This window comes from Streptomyces sp. NPDC093568 (assembly GCF_044764945.1).
Taxonomy (GTDB): Bacteria; Actinomycetota; Actinomycetes; order Streptomycetales; family Streptomycetaceae; genus Streptomyces.
Genome location: NZ_JBIWJD010000007.1, coordinates 263519 through 279312 on the forward strand (window position 1 = coordinate 263519; position 15794 = coordinate 279312).

Consider the following 15794-nt stretch of genomic DNA (forward strand, 5'->3'; position numbering starts at 1 on the left):
GGGCATCGGATCACACAAGCCTTTGAACGTCTTGTGCCGTTATACGCCCGAGCCCGGGGATAAGACGAACGCCCCGGCGGCACTGTGGCGTGCCGCCGGGGCGTTCGGAGTACCGGAGTACGAGCAGAGGCAGCCTGCGCTTAGCGCTTGCTGTACTGCGGGGCCTTGCGGGCCTTCTTGAGACCGGCCTTCTTGCGCTCGACCGCACGGTCGTCGCGCTTGAGGAAGCCGGCCTTCTTCAGCGGGCCGCGGTTGTTGTCGACGTCGGCCTCGTTCAGCGCGCGGGCGACACCGAGACGGAGCGCACCGGCCTGGCCGGAGACACCGCCACCGGCGATGCGGGCGACGACGTCGTAGCGGCCCTCGAGCTCGAGAACCTTGAACGGCTCGTTGACTTCCTGCTGGTGCACCTTGTTGGGGAAGTAGTCCTCAAGGGTGCGACCGTTGATCTTCCACTTGCCGGTGCCCGGAACGATCCGGACGCGGGCGATGGCGTTCTTGCGACGGCCCAGGCCGGCGGCCGGCTGGGGCTCACCGAAGCGCGAGGCGAGGGACTCGGAGGTGTACTCGCCCTCCACCGGAACCTCGGACTCGGTGGTGTAGCTGTCGATGTCAAGCTCTTCGAGCGGCTGCTCGGCAGTGGTCTCGGCCACGATTCTCCTCAGATTCTCTTCAGGCTTAGGGGGTGGCCGGACTTACTGCGCGACCTGGGTGATCTCGTACGGCTGCGGCTGCTGCGCGCCGTGCGGGTGCTGGTCACCCTTGTAGACCTTCAGCTTCGAGAGCATCTGACGGCCCAGCGTGTTCTTGGGGAGCATGCCCTTGACGGCCTTCTCGATGGCCTTCTCGGGGTTCTTGTCGAGGAGCTCGTCGTAACGGACGGAGCGCAGACCACCCGGGTAGCCGGAGTGGCGGTACGCCATCTTCTGGGTCCGCTTGTTGCCGGAGAGGTGCACCTTGTCGGCGTTGATGATGATGACGAAGTCACCGGTGTCGACGTGGGGCGCGTAGATCGGCTTGTGCTTGCCCCGCAGGATGGAGGCGGCGGTGCTGGCGAGACGACCCAGGACGACGTCCTGAGCGTCAATGACGTGCCACTGGCGCGTCACATCGCCGGGCTTGGGGCTGTACGTACGCACGGTTCGTAGCCTTCGCTTCGAGTGAATGGTCCTGAACAGGTCACCGAAACGATCACGACAGCCTGGACCGCACTGCGGCGACGCATACCGCGTACGTGGGGTCGCTGGTCATCGGCCCGGTGGACCGGTGTAAGGGCCCGTCCCGTGAGAATGAGCAAGCCAATACACAACGAACATGCAGGATACCTGCGGCGCCGGTGTCGGGTCAAAATGGGTTGCCCGTGGCCGCCGCCCGCTGTTCCACACCCAGCGTAAACGCCCCGCCCGGGTCCGCCGCCCCGGAGCCCGCGCCGGCGGAAGGCGCCCGTCCGGCGATCTTCCAGCAGTGCGCGGCCAGCGTCACCGCCAGGCCACACAGGGTCACCGCGTCCCGGAAGGCCCTGCGCTGCACCGCCTCCAGATAGGGCCAGGTCACACCGGGCATCTGCGGCACCAGCGCCAGCCAGAACCAGGGCCCCCGGGCCACCGCCCCCGCACACGGCACACCGGCCAGCAGCACCGGCACCACGACCAGCAGATAGTGGTCGTACGACGGCCTGGACACCAGGAACGCCGAGAGCAGCAGCATCGCCGCGGTCTCCGCCAGCCGAAGCGCCCCGCCCCGCGCACTCCGCCACCGCCGACAGGCGCACCCGACCCCCACTCCGGCCATCCCGAACGCGAACGCGGCGGCCACCGCCTCCGGCACCCCCGTCCGCGGCAGCACCGCGAGCGGCGAGGCCTCGTAGAGCCGTACGAAACCGTCGCCTCCGCGCAGCAGGAACGGCAGGGTGCGGGTGAGGAACCCCCCGGGGTCCGGCAGCCACAGCGCCGCCCCCGCGGACGCCACCACCGGTACCCCGGCCATCACCGCCAGGCCCCGCCACCGCCCCGCGAACACGAACAGCAGCCCCACCGGTGCCAGCAGCGGCTTGAGCGCGACCGCCGCCCCGAACACGGCCCCGGCGGCCACCCACCGCCCCCGCCCCGCCAGCAGCAGCCCGAGCGGGAGGGCGAGCGCGGCCGTCGCCGTCCAGTTCCCCAGCAGGACGAGGTGGGCGAAGGGCGCGAAGCCGGCCGCGAGCGCGGTGAGGCCCAGCGCCGCGAAACGGGTGCGCAGTCCGACACCGTGCAGCCGGAGCGCGCACACCCAGCCACCCACCAGACAGCCGGTCACGGCCAGCGGCACCAGCACGCTCAGCACACCCCGCGGAGCGGCCGCCTGGGGAGCCGCCGCCAGCACCGCGCTCGGCAGATAGAGAAAGTGGGGGTCGTCATACGGCGATCCGCCGGCCAGCCAGACCCGTGCCGCCCGCACGACGATGGCGTTGTCCATCCCTCCGTCCGAGGTCACACGCGCGGTACGCGCCGCGACCGCTCCCAGTACGGCCCCGAGGGCCACCCACAGATGCCAGCTCGCCCGTCGTACCAACCACCCGGAGATGTCGCTTTTGCACTCGCTCACGACGTGAACGCTAGGTGCGGGTGCGGCTCTTGGGGCGGACCGGCACACCCGAGGGCCGTCTAAGATGCGCCCCATGAGCTACGGGCAGCAGGGGGGACCCCAGTCCCAGTGGGATCCCTGGAAACCGCATTCCCAGCAGCCGTGGAACGACGGCGCCGATCAGACCCCGGACTGGGCCGCGCTCGCCGAGGCTTCCGAAACCCGCAACAAGCGGCGCCGGTTGCTGTTCATCGGCGGTGGCGCGCTGGCCACCGTCGCCATCGGTGCCGCTGTCGCCGTGGCCGTGGTGTCGGCGAACGACGGCAACTCGGCCGCCAACAATCCGGCTTCGAGTCTGCCCGCGACGGCGGACCTGCCCGGCGAGTCCGCCGCGGCCCCGTCGTTCGAGTCGACGAGCGCTCCGCCGCCGCTGGACCCGAAGGACTTCATCTCCAGCAAGAACAAGGACACCGCCCCGCTCGGCGCCCAGATCCTCTTCCCGGGCACGCAGCTGACCATGGGCGAGACGGTGTACAAAAAGGGCGCGACGGACGACACGAAGAACTGCTCCGCGGTCACCAAGGGCGGTCTGCCGAAGATCCTCAGCACCAACGACTGCACCCGTTTCCTGCGCGTGTCCTACATCAAGGACGGCATCGCGGTGACGGTCGGGGTCGCCGTCTTCGACTCCGAGGCGCAGGCCGCCAAGGTCAAGGGGCAGGTCAACACCAAGAAGGACATCGTCAGGTCCCTCTCGGGCAAGGGCATCAAGGACTTCTGCAGCTCGTCCGTCTGCCGCTCGACCTCCAACTCCTACGGCCGGTACGCCTACTTCACCATCACGGGCTTCACCAACGGCCGGGACATGACGGACAAGGACACCAAGGCGTTCCAGGCCGGCGACGACCTGGCCGAGTTCACGTTCCGCCAGATCCGCAGGCGGGGCGAGGCCCAGGCGTCGGCGGCCAGCGAGTAGCGGCGGTGGCCGGCGACCCGTGAGCCGCCGGCCACCCGCTCACAACCGCTTCGCGCTGCGCAGCGTCTTCGCGTAGTAGCCGTTGCCGTCGAGCCGGGACACTCCGCCGACGTCGCCGATGGTGGGCCCGTTGACCTCCTCGCGGCTGGACACGAAGATCAGGTGCCCCTCGGTGTCGTGGCCGAGGACCATGCCGACGTGGTCGAGCCGCTCGCCGGTGCGGGTGTCGAGCTTGAAGAAGACGAGGTCGCCCGGCTGGAGCTGGTCGATGGCCGAGGGCCGGTCCTTCGCCGAGATCCCCGCGAGCGGCAGGATGTCGACACCCTGCTTGGAACGGGCCATGCCGTTGGCCGTGCGGGGCAGGCCGTCGCCCGAGGTGTCCGAGGACATCAGCGGGTAGCGGGCCCGGTAGCCCAGCACCATGCGGATGAAGCCCGAGCAGTCGATGGAGCGGGCCCGCGCGCCCTCCGGCTGCCCGACGACACCGTCCCGGAACGGGTACTGCACCCCGAGGTAGTCGTAGAAGTCGGACTGCTCGAGGCGCAGGTCGCCGCCCTCGGCGCCGGTCGTGTTCAGCGGACCGAAGTTCGCGTCACCGGCGTAGACCGTGCCCTGCGCGTCCTTCTTCTCCGGGGCGCCCGCCACGTACTGGAAGGCGAACGCGAAGACGTCGTCCTCCTTGCTGTCCTTGTACTCGGCGTACCAGTCCTTGAACCACTTCTTCTGCTCGGCGCCCTTGGTCCAGCGCTCGGGCATCAGCCGCACCCAGTCCGTCGTGCTCACCTTGGACGCGGTCGAGGCCGGCTCCTGGAAGGTGCGGGCCGGACCGGTCAGCGTCGCCATGCGCGCGCCGTCGGTGAAGACGGCCTTGATCTGGCCGTCGCCCCCGCGCAGCACGGACCGCGCCGGGTTCTCCAGCCGGGACCAGGTCTCCTTGCCGGTCTCCGTCGAGGCGCCGGTGCTGCGGCCGCCCTCCAGGACGCCCACGTTGCGCACCTCGGTGACGCCCTGCTCGTCCTGCTTGCGCAGCTCCACCGTGAGGTAGCCGGAGGCGCCGACGAGCGCCAGCAGTACCAGACCCGTGACGACGGGCTGCGACTTCTTCTTCCCTGCCATCGTTTGCTCCTCGGTTCTCAGACGGTCGGCATGACGCCGAGCAGCAGGCCGGCGGCGACGACGATGTAGGCCATGAGGGAGACGGTGCCGGTGGCCAGCAGCGTGGCCCCCTTGGGCTGGCGCACCATCTGGTAGGCGATCAGGCCCGGCACGATGAAGCCGAGCGTCTGGTTGCCGTACAGCAGCGGGAACTCGAGCGAGAGCACGATCATCACCGTGGCCTGCAGCAGCACGCCCAGCAGCACCACCGCGGCGAACAGCCGCTTGCCGTACAGGATCACCAGCCGCTGCATGATCTTGGTGCCGCCGTAGGTCAGGGCGGTGACGCCGACCACCATGGCCGCGCGCTGGAGGTCCTCGATGAGGGTGAGCGCGAGCCAGCCGGGGGTGATCATGCCGCCGGGCGACAGGTTGGTCGTGAGATAGCAGAGCAGTGAGAAGAACAGGCCTATGGCGATGCCGAGGGCAGCCATCTCGGGGGTCAGGGCGGCGGTGGTCAACGGGGTCTCCGGACGAAGGGGTGCGGGTGCGGGGGCGGAGCGGGCACGGGGGCGCCGGGCGCGGGACGGGTGTCAGGCGCGCGGCGGGTGTCCACCTCCGTCGTCGCCGTACGACTGTGTCGCCTGGCCCTGACCCGGCCCGGGCGACGGCTGACGCGGGGCGCGGAACCACGCCGAGACGTTCTGCTGGGGCTCGGTGTACTGCTGGGGCTCCGTGTACTGCTGGGGTTCGGCGTAGTGCTGTGCCCCCTGGTACTGCGGCCGCTCGCCGTACCGCTGGGCCGGGAGGGTGATGACCGGGATCTCCTGGGTCTGCGAGGCCTGGTACCGCTCCTCGTAGGCCGTGGGGTACGAGGCGTACGGGTCCAGGCGCTGCGGCTGGTGCGGTGCGGCGGCGGCCGGCTGTCCGGGCTCGTCCGCCTCGCTCTCGTCCGCCGGGAGCTCGGCCAAATACTCCAGGAGTTCCTCGCCCTGCCCGTGGATGTTGCCGATGGCGACCAGGGAGGAGCCGTCGGACATCCGGCCGAGCAGGGTCGGCATGAACTCGTCCGCCGCGCGGCGCTCACCGCCCAGGTCGACCGCGCGGTCGCGCCAGTCGGCGGGGATGGCGTCGATGGCGCTCTTCGACGGGTGGCCGATGACGAAGACGTTGTCCGGCTGGAGGTCGGGGATGATCTCGCCCATCTGCCCGTTGCGCTCCACCCGGTCCGGGCGGCAGTTGATCACGACGTTCAGGGGGCGGCGGATCGCGCCGAGGTCGAGCAGCTGGTTGATGTTCATCAGCGTCGACTCGGGGTCGTTGGCCGCGAAGACGTTGGCGAAGGCGAGCCGCTTGCCGTCGGGGGCGACGTACTTCTCCACCGAGAGCACACCCGGGTCCGGCGGGGCGTCGTACATGCCCTGCAGCGCGACCCCCCGCTCGACGCCGAGCAGGTCCGCCACGACCAGCGCGATGGCGACGTTCTCCTTGAAGGTGAACCAGCTGAAGCCGCGCAGCTCCTCGTCGGTGACGGTCTCCGGGTCGGCGTAGATCAGCTTGCAGTTCCGGGCGTCCGCCTCCTCCTGGAGGATGTGGAAGCGCTCCTTCTCCGCGGTGACGCAGATGCCGTCCTCCGGCATCGAGCGGCACAGCGAGCGGGCCACGTCGTCCAGGGTCGGGCCCATCTCGGCGAGGTGGTCCTCCCGGACGTTGCAGAGTACGCCGATCGTGGAGCGGATCAGCTTGCTCTGGTTGACCTCCTGGAGGGCCGGCATCACGGCCATGCACTCGATGACGAGGGCGTCGGGACGGTAGGTGGCGGCCCGGCGGACGATGCCGATCTGCTCCACCACGTTGGCGATGCCGAACTTGCGGTAGACCGGCTCCTCGGTCGCGTCCGGGTGGATGAAGCGCGCGGCGGTGCCCGTCGTCTTGGCCACGGTGACCAGGTCACCGCCGCGCAGCGCGCCCGCGCACAGCCGGGTGATGGAGGACTTGCCGCGGATGCCGTTGACCAGCACCCGGGAGGGGATGGTGTGCAGGGCGGCGTAGTGCCTGCGCTGTTCGATGATGCCGGCGATCAGCAGGAACACCCCGCCGATCAGCAGCACGAGGTAGAGGTAGAGCACGGCCGGTCACCTTCCTCCGGCGCCGAGCCGGGGCTCGGCACTGCGGCGCGCCTGGTTCTGCCTGCGGGCCTGCAACTGCTGGCGGACCAGTTCGAGGCTGCGGACGACGGCCCCCACCTCGTCGTGATAGCGGGGGTACAGCACGGTCTTGAGGTCGCCGTCGGCCAGCTTCTCGGCGCCGCTCGCGAGCGCGCGCAGCGGCCGGACCACGACCAGGTGGATCCAGCCCAGGCAGACCACGATCAGCGCGAGCCCGAGCATCCCGGCGAGCACACTGCGGTCCTCGCGCTCGTACGGGGCGATCTCGAAGTGCTTGGCGTTCTGCCAGCTGACCACGGTCCAGCCGACGTCCGCGGCGATACCGCCACCGGAGAAGGGCGCCGCGGCGGCGACCGTGACCGACCGCCCCTCGCGGATGAGCAGCCCGTTCTCCACGGGGCCCGCGCCGACCCGCACGCTGCCCGCCCGCACGAGGTCGGTGAGCGACTCGCGCGGCAGCTCCTCGAAGGCGAGGAAGCCGTCGCTGGCGGCGATCGTCCTGGCCTCGGTGTCGACCACGCGGACCTCGCCGAGACCGGGGCGGTCCAGGAGCGAGTTGAGGAACTCCACCCGTACCTCGCCGACCAGGGTCAGGTCCTTCTTGTCCGGTACGGCGGCCCCGGCCTGGATCACCGGCTTCTTGCCGCCCTCGCCGGACACCCGGACGAGCTCCGCCTCGCCGGCGCTCCAGTCGGCGTGCGGTTCCTCGCCGGCGCGGGCGACGACGTCGCCGCCCTTGTCGACGACGTACAGGGAGCCGTAGCGGGTGTGCTTGCGCAGGGCGTCGTCGAGCACACCGGTCGTGGCGTCGGGGTCGTCCGCGTCGATCAGCCGGGAGATGGAGACGAGGTCGGCCTGGGCCTCGTTGAGGGCCCGGCGGACCCGGTCGGCGACGAGGTCGGTGCGGTCGCGCTGGTCGTTGACCATGGTGCTCGGCACGCTCACCGAGGCGTCCGTGCGGTTGAGCAGCAGCCCGACCGGCACGCACCACAGCAACAGCAGGACGGCGGTCAGCGCCAGCGGCACCCGCAGTCCGAACCGGCCCCTGCGGCCGGCGGGCCGGTGCTCCGCCGCCCCGCCGGACAGCTGCGCCCGCAGCCGCTCCAGGGCGGCGCCCACCCGGGCGGCCTCGCCCCAGCGGGGCACGTCGACGGGACGGGTCAGATCGCCGCGGGCCAGTCGGCGGGATTCCAGGAAGAGCTGGAGCAGGGGCCGCTGCACCGCCATCCACAGCAGGGCCGCGGCCAGCAGTCCGAACACCACCAGGACTCCGGCCGCCACCAGCCCGTACAGCTCCCGCTCCTGGCCGACGGCGTGTTCCTGCACGGCGGGCAGCATGGCCACGACGGTCAGCCCGAGGCCCGCGCCGACGCTCTCGCGCTGCTCCGGGTCGGCGGAGGCGAGGGAGGCGTAGCCGGCGGTGGCGATACGGCCGTTGTAGGAGTCGCCGACCAGGGTTCCGCTGACGCCCGGGTAGCCGCGGGAGCCGGGCTCGCGCGCGCTGACCGGGTCGGCCTCGGTCTCCTTCGCAGCCCGCTCCGAGAGCCGGCTCATCTGCTTCTGGAGGAACGAGAGCTCGCTGCGCTCCGCGTCCGAGTTGAGCGCCTCGGCCTGTTCGAAACCGGCGGTGGCGAGGACCTCGCCGCCGCGGGCCACGACCGCCATCGAGCGGAACGGGCCCAGGTTGATGGCGGGCACGGAGAGGCTGTTGGAGGCGATCAGCAGCTGCTGCGGCCGGTCCTTCCAGTCCAGCAGGGCCATGGTCATCAGCCGTACGTCGCCGGTCTCCAGGCGGACCATGCGAGGCCTCAGGGCGTGCTCGCCGGTGAGGACGTCCTTGTCCAGCCAGGCCAGAGGAATCGTTTCTCCCCGGGCGGCGAGGACCTTGCCGCTCTCCAGGTCCAACACCGTGGTGCCGGTCCACTTCTGGTACGTGTCGCTCAGATCCGACAGCACCCGCTCCGGATCAGCGGGCTTTCCCGCGTTCAGCGCGGTCGCCATGCGGTTCAGGTCGGTGACCCGCTCGTCGATCGACGCGCGTAGGGCGATCGCGCCGTCCTGCGCGAAGTACTGCTGGGAGCCCAGCACCGCCTTCGGCACCACCGGCTCGCCGGCGGGCCCCAGCACCTTGGCGGTCAGCCCGGCCAGGGCGAGGATCAGCAGGCACAGCAGCGCGATCGGGGGCCTGATGCCGCCCAGGAGCGGCATGTCGGCGCGTCTGCGCATGCGTCGCCGCCCGCCCCGTACGGGGCGGGGCACGCCTTTGGTTGAAGTCACCGGTGGTTTCCTTCGCCTCTTCACTACTCAGGCGCTCGCAGGAGCCACCGCTGACGCGGGCATGAGACGCCGTCACTTAAGAAGACAGCCGACACGCGCCGGGGTTGGGCTCCGGCGGCCAGCTGTGTTGCTCGTCACTCCTGAAGCGAGAGCTGCTCCAGGCCGTCGCCGCCCGGGGCGCCGCGGTTGTAGAGGAAGCCGCGCGTGCGGTCGGCGGCCAGCTGGTAGCGGGCGAGCCGGTCCTCGGACAGCTCGCCGGGGTGGTCGAGCTGCTGCTGCACGTCCACGACCCGGTGGTCCACGACCGCGTCCTCGGGCGCCTTCTCCCCCGCCTCCAGCTCCGGCGGGATGTCGACCAGGGTGGTCCGGTAGCGGGCGCCGACGTCCCAGCCGTCGGCCGTCTCCTTGAACTCGAACCAGCCGATCGCGCCCTCCTCGGTGAGGCCGCTCGGCGAGGAGTGACGGGCCACCTGGTTGCCGAGGCTGTAGGCGACCCAGGTGCCGTTGAGCTTCTGGATGGGCTGCACCACGTGGGCGTGGTGGCCGATCACCAGGTTGATCCCGGTGTCCTTGGTGATCCGCTCCGCCAGCTGGAGCTGCGGCACGCTCGGCTCGTTGTAGTGCTCCAGGCCCCAGTGGACCGAGAGGATCACCACCTCGGCGCCCTTCTTGCGGGCCTTCGTCTCGGCCTTCTTGACGGCGTCGAACGCGATCCGGTTGAAGGCCCAACGCTCCTTCTCGGGCGTGGGGTTGAGGAAGGACTCCCAGGAGAAGGCGAGGTGGGCGACCTTGACGCCGTTGACGTCCCGGATGTTGATCTGCTCTGCTTCCTCGGGCGTACGCGCGGAACCGGTGTGCCCGAGGCCCACCTTGTCCATCACGTTCAGGGTGCGCTTCACGGCCCCCAGGCCGTGGTCGTAGGTGTGATTGGAGGCCGTCGAGCAGGTGTCGTAGCCCACGTCCTTGAGGGTCGTGAGGATCTGCGGTGGAACGAGGAACTCCGGGTACCCCTCGAAGGGGCCCTTGGGTGAGCCGACCGGCGTCTCCATGTGGCAGATGGCCAGATCGGCCTTGCTGATGACCGGCTTCAGCCCGGCCATGAGCGGTCCGAAGTCCAGCCCGGCCTGCCCCTCACCGGTCTTCTTGGCGTCCTTCGCCGCTTGTTCGACCAGCTCGGGGTGGATGAGCACATCGCCCGCGGCGGCGACGGTGAACGAGCGGCCGCCCGACTTCACCTGCGACCCGGCCGACTCGGAGGTACAGGCGGCGACGAGGCCGGCCAGAGCCCCCAGAACCGCCAGCGAGCGACCTATACGGAGAGACTTACGGAATGTCACCGCGACATATTCACACGCGCCTCACAAGCCAACCCGTCTCTCGCATCACAAGACAATCACGTTTTGCTCGCATTATTGCTCAAACAGTTTTGATCCTGGCCGTGGCCGGTTGTGATACGACATCGCCCGATGCGACGGAACAGTCCGTTCCGCAGGCCCGGGAGCTCGTGGACCTCCGGAGCAGGATCCTCACGTACACCGCCGGCTTCGAGCCCGACGATCCCTACACCCCGCCCGGCGCATCCCAACTCGAGAAGCTGGCCGACGGCGTGGGGCTCCTCCTGGACGGCGACGCGGCGGAGGCCGAGCGACGGCTCGCCCCGCTGGGCCTCGGCGTGACCCGCCTCACCGACACCGACTCCGGCCGCCGCTACGACGAGATCGCCGCCCTGCGGCCGAAGGGCGAGGCCGCGCGCTGGGGCCGCCTCTACCTGACCGCGGACTCCGACGTGCGCTGGAACATCCAGGTCCCCCACCCGGTGTCCGACCGCGACACCGAGCGACTCGGCGTCCGGCTGCTGGAGAACACGCCGTCGGGCTCCCTGGTGGTGGCCGGCGCGCACCGCCGGGCCGGCCGCTCGGACGCCGCCGACGTCGCCCATCGCGAGGACAGCGCCTTCCACACGATGGTCGTCGAACTCCAGAAGCGCGGGGTGCCCGGCCTCCAGCTCCACGGCTTCGCCGAGTCCTCCGAACGCCCCTACGAGGCCGTCGTGTCCGGCGGCTCCGCCCAGAGCACATCCGGCGAGGCCTCGGCCCTGGCCGACCGCCTCGACGCGGACGGTCTGCGGGTCTGCCGCGGCTGGGAGGCCCGCTGCCCCCTGGAAGGCACGACGAACGTCCAGGGCATGTCCGCCGAACGCCGCCACGCCGGCTTCCTCCACGTGGAACTGGCCCCGGACGCCCGCGACAACGGCCCCGACGCGGACGAGGCAACGGACGCCCTCGCCGACCTCCTGCGAACCTGGTCCCAAGGCTGAGGCCCCACAGCCGGCCGACCTCCTGCGGACCGGCTCCCAGGACCGAGGCTCAGCAGCAGCCGGCCCGCCCCGGCAACGACCGCTTGTTCCGTGCCTCCTTGTTCCGCGCCGCGAGCAACTCGTCGGCGGGGTAGCCGACCTCTTCGAGCGTCAGCCCGTGCGGCCGTACGACATGCACCGCCGAGTCCCTGACCCCCGCGGCCAGCACCTTGCCGGGCCAGTCGGCCGGCCGGTGACCGTCCCCCACGAACAGCAGGGCCCCGATGAGCGAGCGCACCATGTTGTGGCAGAAGGCGTCGGCGCGCACGGTGGCGGTGACGATCCCGTCGTCCCCCCGCACCAGGCTCAGCTCCTGCAGCGTACGGATGGTGGTGGCCCCCTCCCGCTTCTTGCAGTAGGCGGCGAAGTCGTGCTCGCCGAGCAGCCGCCCGGCGGCCTCGTTCATGGCGTCCACGTCGAGCGGCCAGTCGTGCCAGAGGACGTGGTTGCGCAGCAGCGGGTCGACGCCGCCCGGATTGTCGGTGACGCGATAGGCGTACCGCCGCCAGACCGCCGAGAACCGCGCGTTGAAGCCGCTGGGCGCCTCCCTGAGGGCCCACACCCGCACATCCTTGGGCAGCCGCCCGGCGAGCCGCTTGAGCAGCTTCTCGCTGTGCTCGGCCCACACCGCCCGCGGCAGATCGACATGCGCGACCTGCCCCCGCGCATGCACCCCGGCATCGGTCCGCCCGGCGACGGTCAGCTCGTACGTCGTCCCCCCGGACCGCGTGACCGTCCGCAGGGCGTCCTCGATCTCCCCCTGCACGGTCCGCCGTCCACCGGCCTGCTTGGCCCACCCGGAGAACTCGGTCCCGTCGTAGGACAGATCGAGGCGCACACGTACGTACCCGGGCGCAACTTCATCACTCACGTACAGATCCTCTCAGCAACACAAAAGCGGGCCCGTCCCTCGAAAAGGAACGGACCCGCCAACGCCCTGAAGGGGCGCGGGGAACTGCGCGACAAGCCACGACGGCGCCGCGGCCGCGATCGCACAGCCCCCCGGCAGAACGCTTAGGCGTCCTTCGACTCCTCGGCGGGAGCCTCAGCGGCCTCGTCGCCCTTGGTCGTGTCGACCTTGACCTCGGCGTCCTTGGCAGCGCGCTTCGTCGCGGCCTCGGCCTCACCCGTCGCCTCCTGAGCGACCGTCAGCGCCTCGACCAGCTCGATGACAGCCATGGGCGCGTTGTCGCCACGGCGGTTACCGATCTTGGTGATGCGGGTGTAGCCACCCGGACGGTTCTCGTAGCGCGGGCCGATCTCGGTGAAGAGCGTGTGGACGACGCTCTTGTCCGTGATGACCTGCAGCACCTGGCGGCGGTTGTGAAGGTCGCCCTTCTTCGCCTTGGTCACCAGACGCTCGGCGTACGGCCGCAGACGGCGGGCCTTCGCCTCGGTGGTGGTGATACGGCCGTGCTCGAACAGCGCCTTCGCGAGGTTCGCGAGGAGCAGCTTCTCGTGCGCGGCGCTGCCGCCCAGACGGGCACCCTTGGTGGGCTTCGGCATGTTCTTTCTCCTGTGTGTCTGCCCCGGCCGTGTCAGGTACCGGGGTCAGTATCCGAGCAGGCGGTCGCCTGTCGGAGATCCGGAAGCAGCCCCGAAGGGGCGCTTCCGGAAGGGGCGCGGGGAACTGCGCGATCAAGCACAGCGCACCCGCACCCGAGTACGGACCGTTTCGCCCGAGCTCTCAGTACTGCTCGGTCTCGACGAACCCGGCGTCCGCGTCGTCGTCCGCGCCGAAGGCATCCGCGGCGGCCGTGGGGTCGAATCCGGGCGGGCTGTCCTTCAGGGCCAGGCCCATGCCGGCCAGCTTCGCCTTGACCTCGTCGATGGACTTCGCACCGAAGTTACGAATGTCGAGGAGGTCGGCCTCGGAACGAGCCACGAGCTCACCCACGGAGTGGATGCCCTCGCGCTTGAGGCAGTTGTACGACCGAACGGTGAGCTCCAGCTCCTCGATCGGCAGCGCCAGGTCGGCGGCAAGGGCGGCGTCCGTCGGGGACGGGCCCATGTCGATGCCCTCGGCGTCGATGTTGAGCTCGCGGGCCAGACCGAACAGCTCGACCAGCGTCTTACCGGCCGACGCCATGGCGTCACGCGGACGCATCGCCTGCTTGGTCTCGACGTCGACGATCAGCTTGTCGAAGTCGGTGCGCTGCTCGACACGCGTGGCCTCGACCTTGTACGTGACCTTCAGAACCGGCGAGTAGATGGAGTCGACCGGGATACGGCCGATCTCCTGGCCCACCTGCTTGTTCTGCACGGCGGAGACGTAACCGCGGCCACGCTCGACCGTGAGCTCCATCTCCAGCTTGCCCTTGCCGTTGAGCGTGGCGAGGACGAGGTCGGGGTTGTGCACCTCGACACCGGCCGGGGGCGCGATGTCGGCGGCGGTGACCAGACCCGGACCCTGCTTGCGCAGGTACATCACGACCGGCTCGTCGTGCTCCGAGGAGACGACCAGCTGCTTGATGTTGAGGATCAGGTCGGTGACGTCCTCCTTGACGCCCGGCACGGTGGTGAACTCGTGCAGCACGCCGTCGATACGGATGGACGTGACCGCCGCACCCGGGATCGAGGACAGGAGGGTCCGGCGAAGGGAGTTGCCGAGGGTGTAGCCGAAGCCCGGCTCCAGCGGCTCGATCACGAACCGGGAGCGGAACTCGTCGACGACCTCTTCGGTCAACGAGGGACGCTGAGCGATCAGCATGTGTGGATCAGATCCTTCTTTCGTGGACGCCCGCTATTTGACGTCCGACGGAACCGCCCCCGGCAAAAGGGACGGGTACTGCAAGGGTAAGGGCGATACGGCCCCGAAGAGCCGTACCGCCCGAACCCGAAGTCTGCGCGAAGCAGCCGTGCGTCAGACGCGACGACGCTTCGGCGGACGGCAGCCGTTGTGCGGGGTCGGGGTGACGTCCTGGATGGAGCCGACCTCGAGACCGGTCGCCTGAAGCGAACGGATCGCGGTCTCACGACCCGAACCCGGACCCTTCACGAACACGTCGACCTTGCGCATGCCGTGCTCCTGGGCGCGGCGGGCAGCCGACTCGGCGGCCATCTGCGCGGCGAACGGCGTGGACTTCCGGGAGCCCTTGAAGCCGACGTGGCCGGCGGAGGCCCAGGAGATCACGTTGCCGGACGGGTCCGTGATGGAGACGATCGTGTTGTTGAACGTGCTCTTGATGTGCGCGTGGCCGTGAGCGACGTTCTTCTTTTCCTTGCGGCGCACCTTCTTGACGGCGCCCTGACGTCCCTTGGGGGGCATCTGCTAACTCCTACGGGGAGGTGGTCGGTCCTACAGCGAAGACCGCTGATGAAGCGTTGTCCGCTGAGGACTACTTCTTGCCCGGCTTCTTCTTACCGGCGATGGCGCGACGCGGGCCCTTGCGGGTGCGGGCGTTCGTGCTGGTGCGCTGACCGCGGACGGGCAGACCACGACGGTGACGGAGACCCTGGTAGCAACCGATCTCGACCTTGCGGCGGATGTCGGCCTGGATCTCGCGACGGAGGTCACCCTCGGTCTTGATGTTGTTGTCGACGTACTCACGAATCGCGACGAGCTGCTCCTCGGAGAGGTCGCGAACGCGGGTGTTCGGGTCGATGCCGGTCTCGGCCAGCGTCTGCTGGGAGAGCGTCCGGCCGATGCCGAACACGTAGGTCAGGGCGACCTCCACGCGCTTTTCGCGCGGGATGTCAACACCGGAAACGCGTGCCATTCAATGGCTCCTGGTGATCTTCGGAGGTCTTCCGCAGAACCGACTCCCAGCCGCCGTACCAGGTACGAACTGGGTCCCCGGCCTCCGAACCGGGGGTGTCAGGCAAAGGCTCGCCTGGGTCCTGCGTATGAACATATTCAGCTTGCGTCGCGCGAATCTCTGCGATGGATGCAGAGGGATCGGTCGTGCGTCAGCCCTGGCGCTGCTTGTGGCGCGGGTTCTCGCAGATGACCATGACCCGACCGTGACGGCGGATCACCCTGCACTTGTCGCAGATCTTCTTGACGCTCGGCTTGACCTTCATGGGATTGAGGTTCTCCGGGTCAGTGCCACCACCCCGCCGAAACGGGATGCGGGCAAGATCTACTTGTAGCGGTAGACGATCCGGCCACGCGTCAGGTCGTACGGAGACAGCTCCACCACGACCCGGTCGTCAGGGAGGATGCGGATGTAGTGCATACGCATCTTGCCGCTGATGTGTGCCAGGACCTGGTGGCCGTTCTGGAGCTCGACCTTGAACATGGCGTTCGGCAGAGACTCGACGACAGTGCCCTCGATCTCGATGGCACCTTGCTTCTTGGCCACGCTTCGCCCTTCGGAATCGACTACCTTGATCGACTCCTGTGCTTCCCTGTTTCGCG

General features: G+C 69.7%; 17 protein-coding genes. 2 read left to right on the forward strand and 15 right to left on the reverse strand.

Annotated elements, in window-relative coordinates; translation table 11 throughout:
* Positions 1 to 140: 140 nt before the first annotated feature.
* The 3 genes from rpsI to ACIRD7_RS27735 all read right to left on the reverse strand — a co-directional run bounded on the left by rpsI (position 141) and on the right by ACIRD7_RS27735 (position 2583).
* Positions 141 to 653: a 30S ribosomal protein S9 gene (gene rpsI / locus ACIRD7_RS27725; RefSeq protein ID WP_019754544.1), complete on the reverse strand. Its 513-nt coding sequence runs from the start codon at positions 651 to 653 to the stop codon at positions 141 to 143.
* A 42-nt stretch (positions 654 to 695) separates the two neighbouring features.
* Positions 696 to 1139 (reverse strand): 50S ribosomal protein L13, encoded by a 444-nt coding sequence (rplM, locus tag ACIRD7_RS27730; RefSeq protein ID WP_030046395.1) that lies wholly within the window; start codon positions 1137 to 1139, stop codon positions 696 to 698.
* A 205-nt stretch (positions 1140 to 1344) separates the two neighbouring features.
* A complete protein-coding gene (locus ACIRD7_RS27735; RefSeq protein ID WP_403457830.1) occupies positions 1345 to 2583 on the reverse strand; it encodes a glycosyltransferase 87 family protein in 1239 nt (412 codons plus the stop codon).
* Between the two features lie 73 nt (positions 2584 to 2656).
* Between ACIRD7_RS27735 and ACIRD7_RS27740 the strand changes: the two genes are divergently transcribed.
* Entirely contained in the window at positions 2657 to 3538 is an 882-nt protein-coding gene (locus ACIRD7_RS27740) for a hypothetical protein (RefSeq protein WP_403457831.1), read from the forward strand.
* A gap of 39 nt (positions 3539 to 3577) precedes the next feature.
* On the opposite strand, the gene ACIRD7_RS27745 is transcribed toward ACIRD7_RS27740, so the two are convergent.
* The 5 genes from ACIRD7_RS27745 to ACIRD7_RS27765 form a co-directional block, all read right to left on the reverse strand.
* Positions 3578 to 4654 carry a C40 family peptidase gene (locus tag ACIRD7_RS27745; RefSeq protein ID WP_403457832.1) on the reverse strand — a complete coding sequence of 359 codons (1077 nt, stop codon included), beginning with the start codon at positions 4652 to 4654 and terminating at the stop codon, positions 3578 to 3580.
* A 17-nt stretch (positions 4655 to 4671) separates the two neighbouring features.
* On the reverse strand, positions 4672 to 5154 hold the full coding sequence (locus tag ACIRD7_RS27750) for a poly-gamma-glutamate biosynthesis protein PgsC/CapC (protein ID WP_030950648.1): 483 nt from the start codon (positions 5152 to 5154) through the stop codon (positions 4672 to 4674).
* Positions 5155 to 5226: 72 nt separating this feature from the next.
* Entirely contained in the window at positions 5227 to 6762 is a 1536-nt protein-coding gene (gene pgsB / locus ACIRD7_RS27755; protein WP_403457835.1) for a poly-gamma-glutamate synthase PgsB, read from the reverse strand.
* Positions 6763 to 6768: 6 nt separating this feature from the next.
* A complete protein-coding gene (locus ACIRD7_RS27760) occupies positions 6769 to 9009 on the reverse strand; it encodes a HAMP domain-containing protein (RefSeq protein ID WP_403458215.1) in 2241 nt (746 codons plus the stop codon).
* A 203-nt stretch (positions 9010 to 9212) separates the two neighbouring features.
* Positions 9213 to 10415 carry a CapA family protein gene (locus tag ACIRD7_RS27765; RefSeq protein ID WP_403457838.1) on the reverse strand — a complete coding sequence of 401 codons (1203 nt, stop codon included), beginning with the start codon at positions 10413 to 10415 and terminating at the stop codon, positions 9213 to 9215.
* A gap of 167 nt (positions 10416 to 10582) precedes the next feature.
* On the opposite strand from ACIRD7_RS27765, the gene ACIRD7_RS27770 reads away from it, so the two are divergent.
* Positions 10583 to 11395, forward strand: coding sequence for a hypothetical protein (locus ACIRD7_RS27770; protein ID WP_403457839.1), 813 nt, complete (start codon positions 10583 to 10585; stop codon positions 11393 to 11395).
* A 49-nt stretch (positions 11396 to 11444) separates the two neighbouring features.
* Here the strand turns inward: ACIRD7_RS27770 and truA are convergent, their stop codons facing one another.
* The 7 genes from truA to infA all read right to left on the reverse strand — a co-directional run bounded on the left by truA (position 11445) and on the right by infA (position 15738).
* On the reverse strand, positions 11445 to 12305 hold the full coding sequence (gene truA, locus ACIRD7_RS27775; protein WP_403457840.1) for a tRNA pseudouridine(38-40) synthase TruA: 861 nt from the start codon (positions 12303 to 12305) through the stop codon (positions 11445 to 11447).
* Between the two features lie 143 nt (positions 12306 to 12448).
* Positions 12449 to 12940 (reverse strand): 50S ribosomal protein L17, encoded by a 492-nt coding sequence (gene rplQ / locus ACIRD7_RS27780; RefSeq protein WP_403457841.1) that lies wholly within the window; start codon positions 12938 to 12940, stop codon positions 12449 to 12451.
* Positions 12941 to 13121: 181 nt separating this feature from the next.
* Positions 13122 to 14144 carry a DNA-directed RNA polymerase subunit alpha gene (locus tag ACIRD7_RS27785; protein ID WP_003966937.1) on the reverse strand — a complete coding sequence of 341 codons (1023 nt, stop codon included), beginning with the start codon at positions 14142 to 14144 and terminating at the stop codon, positions 13122 to 13124.
* Positions 14145 to 14297: 153 nt separating this feature from the next.
* On the reverse strand, positions 14298 to 14702 hold the full coding sequence (gene rpsK / locus ACIRD7_RS27790) for a 30S ribosomal protein S11 (RefSeq protein WP_017949643.1): 405 nt from the start codon (positions 14700 to 14702) through the stop codon (positions 14298 to 14300).
* A gap of 70 nt (positions 14703 to 14772) precedes the next feature.
* Positions 14773 to 15153 carry a 30S ribosomal protein S13 gene (gene rpsM, locus ACIRD7_RS27795; protein WP_020135802.1) on the reverse strand — a complete coding sequence of 127 codons (381 nt, stop codon included), beginning with the start codon at positions 15151 to 15153 and terminating at the stop codon, positions 14773 to 14775.
* A gap of 190 nt (positions 15154 to 15343) precedes the next feature.
* The gene (gene rpmJ / locus ACIRD7_RS27800; RefSeq protein ID WP_003998809.1) at positions 15344 to 15457 is read right to left on the reverse strand and encodes a 50S ribosomal protein L36; all 114 of its coding nucleotides are present in this window, start codon (positions 15455 to 15457) and stop codon (positions 15344 to 15346) included.
* 59 nt (positions 15458 to 15516) lie between these two features.
* Positions 15517 to 15738 carry a translation initiation factor IF-1 gene (gene infA / locus ACIRD7_RS27805; protein ID WP_003948620.1) on the reverse strand — a complete coding sequence of 74 codons (222 nt, stop codon included), beginning with the start codon at positions 15736 to 15738 and terminating at the stop codon, positions 15517 to 15519.
* Positions 15739 to 15794 lie beyond the last annotated feature (56 nt).

What these genes read in the sequence shown, in the direction of transcription:
- rpmJ (WP_003998809.1), bottom strand. Translation starts at nt 15,457, where the DNA reads ATGAAGGTCAAGCCGAGCGTCAAGAAGATCTGCGACAAGTGCAGGGTG.
- rpsM (WP_020135802.1), bottom strand. Translation starts at nt 15,153, where the DNA reads ATGGCACGCGTTTCCGGTGTTGACATCCCGCGCGAAAAGCGCGTGGAG.
- ACIRD7_RS27760 (WP_403458215.1), bottom strand. Translation starts at nt 9,009, where the DNA reads ATGCCGCTCCTGGGCGGCATCAGGCCCCCGATCGCGCTGCTGTGCCTG.
- rplQ (WP_403457841.1), bottom strand. Translation starts at nt 12,940, where the DNA reads ATGCCGAAGCCCACCAAGGGTGCCCGTCTGGGCGGCAGCGCCGCGCAC.
- ACIRD7_RS27740 (WP_403457831.1), top strand. Translation starts at nt 2,657, where the DNA reads ATGAGCTACGGGCAGCAGGGGGGACCCCAGTCCCAGTGGGATCCCTGG.
- rpsK (WP_017949643.1), bottom strand. Translation starts at nt 14,702, where the DNA reads ATGCCCCCCAAGGGACGTCAGGGCGCCGTCAAGAAGGTGCGCCGCAAG.
- ACIRD7_RS27745 (WP_403457832.1), bottom strand. Translation starts at nt 4,654, where the DNA reads ATGGCAGGGAAGAAGAAGTCGCAGCCCGTCGTCACGGGTCTGGTACTG.
- ACIRD7_RS27785 (WP_003966937.1), bottom strand. Translation starts at nt 14,144, where the DNA reads ATGCTGATCGCTCAGCGTCCCTCGTTGACCGAAGAGGTCGTCGACGAG.